The sequence below is a fragment of the Dorea sp. 210702-DFI.3.125 genome, from assembly GCF_020560945.1.
In the GTDB taxonomy this organism is placed as follows: Bacteria; Bacillota; Clostridia; order Lachnospirales; family Lachnospiraceae; genus Dorea; species Dorea formicigenerans.
The window spans coordinates 1-378 of record NZ_JAJCNF010000099.1 but is presented as its reverse complement, the minus strand read 5'-3'; the positions used below and the strand labels follow the sequence as shown (position 1 = coordinate 378).

The window sequence follows — 378 nt, the reverse complement described above, 5'->3', positions numbered from 1 at the left end:
ACGGAAAGCCACACCCGGCACAGAGGAAAGCAAAGAGCCGCCCAAGAAGCAGCCCATCAAGGAAGTCTTGCAGGATAAGACAGACGAGAAAAAAGCACAAAGAACTGCCCCGGAGCAGACAAAACACAAACAACAGGATATGGAACTTTAACAGGCACTTGCCATTTTCAATCAGAGAATGTCAGGTGCTTTTCTTTTTTTCAAGGAGGGATAGATTTGAATGTATTTGAAGCTGTGAAGCAGTCCGTCACAACAAGACAGGCTGCGGAGCATTATGGAATCCGTGTAGGCCGGAACGGGATGGCTTGTTGCCCGTTCCATCACGATAAAACCCCAAGCATGAAGCTGGATCGGCGTTACCACTGCTTCGGCTGCGGT

The 378-nt window shown here is 49.2% G+C and carries 1 protein-coding gene; it reads left to right on the top strand.

Annotated elements, in window-relative coordinates; translation table 11 throughout:
* Positions 1 to 216 precede the first annotated feature (216 nt).
* Positions 217 to 378, top strand: a 162-nt coding sequence (locus LI164_RS15725) for a CHC2 zinc finger domain-containing protein (protein WP_227087385.1), incomplete at its 3' end; no start/stop codon positions are given.